This window comes from Eggerthella sp. (genome assembly GCF_048329335.1).
GTDB classification, from domain to species: Bacteria; Actinomycetota; Coriobacteriia; order Coriobacteriales; family Eggerthellaceae; genus Eggerthella; species Eggerthella lenta.
This window is the reverse complement of record NZ_DBFEGU010000348.1, coordinates 1-5,784: the sequence shown is the minus strand read 5'-3', so window position 1 is coordinate 5,784 and position 5,784 is coordinate 1. Positions and strand designations below refer to the sequence as shown.

Annotated in this window: 8 protein-coding genes; all 8 read left to right on the top strand. The window is 62.0% G+C overall.

The window, feature by feature from the left end; genetic code table 11:
* On the top strand, positions 1–127 hold a 127-nt coding region (locus tag ACMO6A_RS10905; RefSeq protein ID WP_418471255.1), incomplete at its 5' end, for a DNA-directed RNA polymerase subunit alpha C-terminal domain-containing protein.
* A 12-nt stretch (positions 128–139) separates the two neighbouring features.
* A complete protein-coding gene (gene rplQ / locus ACMO6A_RS10900; protein ID WP_009306913.1) occupies positions 140–727 on the top strand; it encodes a 50S ribosomal protein L17 in 588 nt (195 codons plus the stop codon).
* A gap of 239 nt (positions 728–966) precedes the next feature.
* A complete protein-coding gene (locus tag ACMO6A_RS10895; protein ID WP_009306912.1) occupies positions 967–1,227 on the top strand; it encodes a hypothetical protein in 261 nt (86 codons plus the stop codon).
* A 35-nt stretch (positions 1,228–1,262) separates the two neighbouring features.
* Positions 1,263–1,628, top strand: coding sequence for a hypothetical protein (locus ACMO6A_RS10890; RefSeq protein ID WP_009306911.1), 366 nt, complete (start codon positions 1,263–1,265; stop codon positions 1,626–1,628).
* Positions 1,629–1,795: 167 nt separating this feature from the next.
* Entirely contained in the window at positions 1,796–3,556 is a 1,761-nt protein-coding gene (locus ACMO6A_RS10885) for an MFS transporter (RefSeq protein ID WP_035579021.1), read from the top strand.
* 60 nt (positions 3,557–3,616) lie between these two features.
* Entirely contained in the window at positions 3,617–4,471 is an 855-nt protein-coding gene (locus ACMO6A_RS10880) for an energy-coupling factor transporter transmembrane component T family protein (RefSeq protein WP_009306909.1), read from the top strand.
* Positions 4,472–4,554: 83 nt separating this feature from the next.
* Positions 4,555–4,932 carry a hypothetical protein gene (locus ACMO6A_RS10875; RefSeq protein WP_009306908.1) on the top strand — a complete coding sequence of 126 codons (378 nt, stop codon included), beginning with the start codon at positions 4,555–4,557 and terminating at the stop codon, positions 4,930–4,932.
* Positions 4,886–5,784 (top strand): type II TA system antitoxin MqsA family protein (locus ACMO6A_RS10870; protein ID WP_418471254.1); only part of this gene is annotated, 899 nt, incomplete at its 3' end. The genes ACMO6A_RS10875 and ACMO6A_RS10870, both read left to right, overlap by 47 nt.

Sequence of the window (5,784 nt, the reverse complement as noted above, 5' to 3'; positions counted from 1 at the left end):
CCACTCGGTGCGCCAGCTCGTTGAGTTCTCCGAAAACGACCTGCTGAACATCAGAAACTTTGGTGCGAAGTCCATTGAAGAAGTGAAGGACAAGCTCATTTCCATGGACCTCAATTTGAAGCTATAGGAGATACGAATCATGCGACACAACTACAAGGGCCGCAAGCTGGGCACCGACTTCAGCCACACCAAGGCCATGAAGAAGAGCTTGGTGAACGCCCTGTTCCTGAACGACCGTATCAAGACGGTCGAGTCCCGCGCCAAGGAGATCCGTCCGAACGTGGATAAGATCATCACGTGGGCCAAGAAGGGCGACCTGCATTCCCGTCGTCTGGCCATCGCGGCTCTGGGCGACAAAGAACTCGTGCGCGAGATCTTCGAGAAGGTCGAGCAGGGCATGTTCGCCGACCGCCAGGGCGGCTACACCCGCATCATGAAGCTGGGCAACCGCAAGGGCGACAACGCTCCCATGGTTATCATGGAGCTCGTGACCGAGCCCGTGAAGAAGAAGGAAGAGCCGAAGCCCGCTGCCAAGAAGGCGACGAAGAAGGCCGCTCCGAAGAAGGTCGAGGCTGCGGAGGAGGCTCCGAAGGAGGAGGCCGCCGAGGCCAAGGCCGAGGAAGCCGCCGTCGAGGTTGCCGAGAAGGCCGAAGAGGCTGCCGCCGAGAACGCGGAAGCCGCCGAGGTCGAGACGGCCGATGCCAAGGAGGAAGAGGCTGCTAAGTAGCCTTTTCTTTTCAGATTGCTTTTCCGAACGGGGACCTGCGGGTCCCCGTTCTGCTTTTCAGAGGATGAAAATGAGACAAAGGGACAGGGTTAATGTCTCATCCATGCGCTGTCGCGCAGCCGTTTCAGTACCGTAGCGCTGCGGTGGTCGTGCGCGCAGGGCTTCCTCAGTACAATCGGGGTATGAACTCAGCACGCAAAGCGCGGTGCTTCGCGCCGTGCAAATGGAAAGGAGCCGACATGGATGGCACGACCACGAAGGAAGACGTCCGCATCGACAAGGATGATGCCGACGAGCTCAATCGGGAGGCGGCCGAAGACCTCGAGCGCATCGAAAACGAAGTGAAGCGCGAGGCCGAGCAGTACGTCGAGGCCGTCGACGGCGATGGCAACGAGAAGGAATCCGTGGAGGCGGCGGCTACGGCGTTCGATTTCGATCGCGCCGAAGCCGAGACGGAAGAGCTGCTTATCAAGACCACCGGCGAAGCCGACGAAGCGTAGCACGAAAACGATACCTCTATCTGAAAGGAACTATCATGGTTGATCGGGCTTACAAGACGGGCGACGCGTCCGTCGATATGAAGAACGGCGCGAAGGATATGGGCCACGACGTGAAGAACAACATGAAGGATGCCTACCACGAGGCCAAGGCCGGCATGAACGAGCGCAAGGCCGAGGATGCCGCCGCGAAGCGCGAGCACGAGGAAGCGCAGCGCACGGGCGACCCCGCGGCCGCTATGCGCGCGCAGCAGCACGAGCAGCGCAAGGATGAGAAGGGCGAAGGATTCATGGAGTCCGTCAAAGAGTCCATCGGCAAGGCCGGCGAGGCTATCAAAGATGCCGCCGTCGATGCCAAGGACAACGTAAAGCAGGGTGTCGAGAACATTCGCGAAGGCCGCTAGGCGCTCACGCGCTCGACCGTCAGCGGCGAGGGCGAAAGCGCTCTTACGCTGCTTTCGTCCTCGCCCCGGGCGCACTTGGAAACGAGCGCGCCCGGCATCCTCCGAAGCCCGTGGCCAGCGCCGCGGGCTTTTTCTTGCCGGTTGATTCACTCTTGAAAGGTCGTGCCATGGCTCCGTCTTCTTCCTCATCTGCTTCGTCCGCCTCGCGCGGACGCGGCAAGGGGTTCGCGCTTGTTGCGGCCGTGTATCTGCTGGGCCTGTTCATCGGGGCGCTCGATACCGGCATCGTCACGCCTGCCCGCACGGTCATCCAGAGCGATCTGGGCATCGGCGAGCAGATGGGCGTGTGGATCATCACCATCTATACGCTTGCCTACGCGGCCGCCATTCCGGTGATGGGCAAGCTGGCGGACCGTTCGGGACGCAAGTACGTGTACCTTGCGAGCATCCTGCTGTTCGGTGTCGGGTCGCTTCTATGCGGGTTGGCGCAGGACGTGGGGAGCTTTTGGATGCTGTTAGCCGCGCGCGCCGTGCAGGCGGTGGGCGGAGGCGGCATCGTGCCTGTTGCCACGGCCGAGTTCGGCACGACGTTTCCTCCCGAGAAGCGCGGGCTGGCGTTGGGTCTGGTAGGCGGCGTGTACGGCATTGCCAACATCTTCGGAGCGTCGGCCGGCAGCCTGATCCTATCGGTGTTCGGGCAGGCCAACTGGCAGTTCATCTTCTACGTGAACGTTCCCATCTGCGCCTTCATCGTGGTGGCGGGGCTGTTCGTGCTGCCGAACACGCGAGCCGAGCAGGTGAAGCCCATCGACGGGTGGGGCATTGCAGTGCTGGTGGCGATGGTGTTGTCGCTGCTGTACGGACTGAAGAACCTCGATTTCTTCGATCTGGGAGCATCTGCGACCTCGTCTGACGTGTGGCCGTTCTTGCTCGCGTTCGTCGTGCTGCTTCCGGTGTTCGTGCTGATCGAGCGCCGCGCGGCCGACCCGGTGCTCAACCTGTCGTACTTCCGCGACCGCGACATCGTGATCACGTTGGTGCTGTCGGTGATCACCGGCGTCATCCTGATGGGCATCATCTTCATCCCGCAGTTCGCCGAGAACGTGCTGAAACTGCCCTCGGGCAGCGGCGGCTACGTAGTCATCGTGCTGGCGGCGTTCGCCGGGGTGGGAGCGCCGGTGTCGGGCAAGCTCATCGATCGCTTCGGCGTGAAGGCGGTGCTCGCGTTCGGGCTGGCGGCTTCGGCTGCGGGAGCGATGTTCCTGGCGCTGGTGGCCACGCAGTTCGCGAATATGGCGACGCTCATCATCAGCCTCGTGGCCATCGGCATCGGGATGGGCTTCACGATTGGAACGCCGCTCAACTACATGATGCTGGCGAAGACGAAGGAGCGCGAGGCGAACTCGGCGCTGGCGACGCTGTCGCTGGTGCGCTCGGTGGGCACGGCGGTCGCGCCTGCCGTGCTGGTTGCGTTCATCGCGCATGCGGGCATGGCCATTCCCGATCGCATCATGGGCGTTCTGCCCGATGCGCCGGGCGGGCAATCGATTGCGCAGCTAGCGAGCGGGCAAGCGCAGGGAGGCGATGGCGCTGGGTTGCCCGACGATCTTCAACAGCTGATGAAGGGGTCGGATGTGACCACGATCGTCGCGAACGTGAAGACGCTGGCAAAAACCGAGATCGAACAGGAAGCTGCTTCGGCGGGCATGCCGGCCGAAGCCGTCGACGCGGCGGAGCAACAGTACCTCGCCGCCATCGACGATCGGGCAGGCGACATAGAAAGCACGTTCCAGAGCACGGTCGACGAAGGCTTTCGCGGTGCGTTTCTGCTGGTGGGGATTTGCTCGCTCGTGGGGTTGGCGCTGCTTGCGCTCTACCGGGAAGACAGGCCGCGGCCCGGGCAGGCGAAGGGGGAGCCGGCGCGCTGATCGCGCGGAATTGTCACCCTGGTCGTCGCGCGGGAAACGCCGTTGTGGCATACTGCCAGCATGCGTATCAACGTCAGTTCGTACATCCCCGGAACCTCTGCTGTGCACGCGTGCGACGCACGCGTGAAAATCGTGCTGCTTGCGGCGTATTCCGTCACGCTGTTTTTGGTGCGTTCTTGGATGGGCTTGGGGCTGTGCGCTTTGCTGTTCGTCACGGTGGCGACGGCGTCGCGCATTCCGGCGCGACGGTTCTTCGGTTTGCTCGTGCCGGTGTACGTGATCGTGGCGTTCACCGTGCTGTTCAACGGGTTCTCGCTTGACGTGGGGCAGGCTGCGAGCGCGGCTCCGCCGGCCTTGGGCGATGTGTCGGCGGGAGTGCTCGCCGCATGGGAGCCGGTGGCGCTGATCGGGTCGTTCGGGCTGGTGCCGGCAGGGCTTGCGCGTGGCCTTTTCTTCGCGGTGCGCATCGTGCTGCTGGTGGTGGCCAGCCTTACGGTCACGTACACGACGACTTCCACCGAGCTGACCGACGCGTTGGGCTTCTTCCTGAGGCCGCTCAAGCGTTTGGGCGTTCCCACCGACGACATCGCCATGGTGTTCTCGTTGGCGCTGCGGTTCATCCCGGTGACGGCCGAGGAGTTCGGTCGCGTGCACGACGCCCAATGGGCGCGAGGTGCTTCGTTTGCCGAGGGCAGCCTGTGGGAACGGCTGCGCGCGTGGCAGACGGTGCTGATTCCCCTGTTTGTCGGGTTGTTCCGGCGTGCCGATTCGCTGGCTGTCGCCATGGACGCGCGCTGCTACGGCGCCCCTGATGTCGAACGCACCTCGCTTGCGCCGCGCGCGTTCTCGGGGCGCAGCGGCCTCGTGCTGGCGGTGGGCTTGCTGGCGTGCATCGGTCTGGCCGTGTGGCTGTAGTAGTGCTATCACATCATTTGATGTCATTCGGCATGCTTTCATGGTATACTGATCACATCAAATGATGTGATGCGGGGTGAGCGATGGGGACGGTTGCAGAACGCTGGAAGATCGAAGCGGTGTTGGCGCTGGTGCGGCAGGTTGAAGCCTGCGATTTCTTTGTCGCTGGCGAATACAATCCATCCAGCAAAACGAGGGCTTTCATGAGGTTGGTGGAATTCGACTATCGTGACGTGCGCCGGATTATGCGAGGGCTTGAAGTCGAAGACTATTGCGAGGGGCCGCTATCTGACGACAAAGGTCGCCCTCATGATCTATGGGTGTTCGGAGCCTATGTGGCGCAATTCGAAACATATATAAAATTTGCGATCTACGTTATTCAGGGAACGGTGAAATCGATCTGCGTTTCGTTCCATGAGGCGGAACGACCTCTTTCGTATCCGTATAGAAAGGCATCGTGACATGACGTGCACGAAATCGCTGCTTTGCCCGGAATGCTGGGAGGAAGTTGACGCGACATACGAGATACGGCACCATGTCGAGCAAGTCCGAGGCGTGACGGTCGAGGCCGATATCGAACATTACGTTTGCCCGAAATGCGGTGAATCTATCGGATGGGCGCCGATCGTGGATAAGGGTCTTCATAAGCTCTACCACGCGTACCAAGAAAAGATGGGGCTGATGCTGCCCGAGGAGATCGTTGCGCTGCGTAAGAAATACGGGTTCTCGCAGCGAGTGCTCGCGGCGATTCTCGACATCGGCGTGGCCAGCTTGCAACGGTACGAGCGGGGGTGCCTCGCTTCCGATTCCCATGCGCAGCTGCTAGCCAACGCGCGCGATCCGCGCTTCTTGCTGAAGTGCCTGGAACGGGGCGCGCGCAAGCTTTCTGACGAAGAGCGCGCCAAAGCGTGCGATACGGTGCGGAAGCGCGGTCTCTTCCGGGTCGACTACGCGGTGGTTCGGCTCAACGTGCTGGACGAGATCGCGAAGGAAAAGACGCTGGATACGGGCATGCGCGCGTTCGATTCGGATCGCATGCGCGAGACGGTGGTCTACCTTGCCCGGCATGTTCACGATCTGTATCGCACGAAGCTGAACAAGGTGCTGTTCTATCTGGATTTCGCTGCCTACCGCGACGGCGGGGAAGGTTTCACGGGTCTGCGCTATGCGAAGGCGCCGTTCGGTCCGGTTCCCGACCAGTTCGAGCTGCTGGTTGCCGGTCTCGTCGACGACGAGGCGCTCGCATTGCGCGAACAGGGCGACGGCCAGGTGATCGTTGCGGGACGCGCGGAGGATCCCATCTGTTTTTCTGC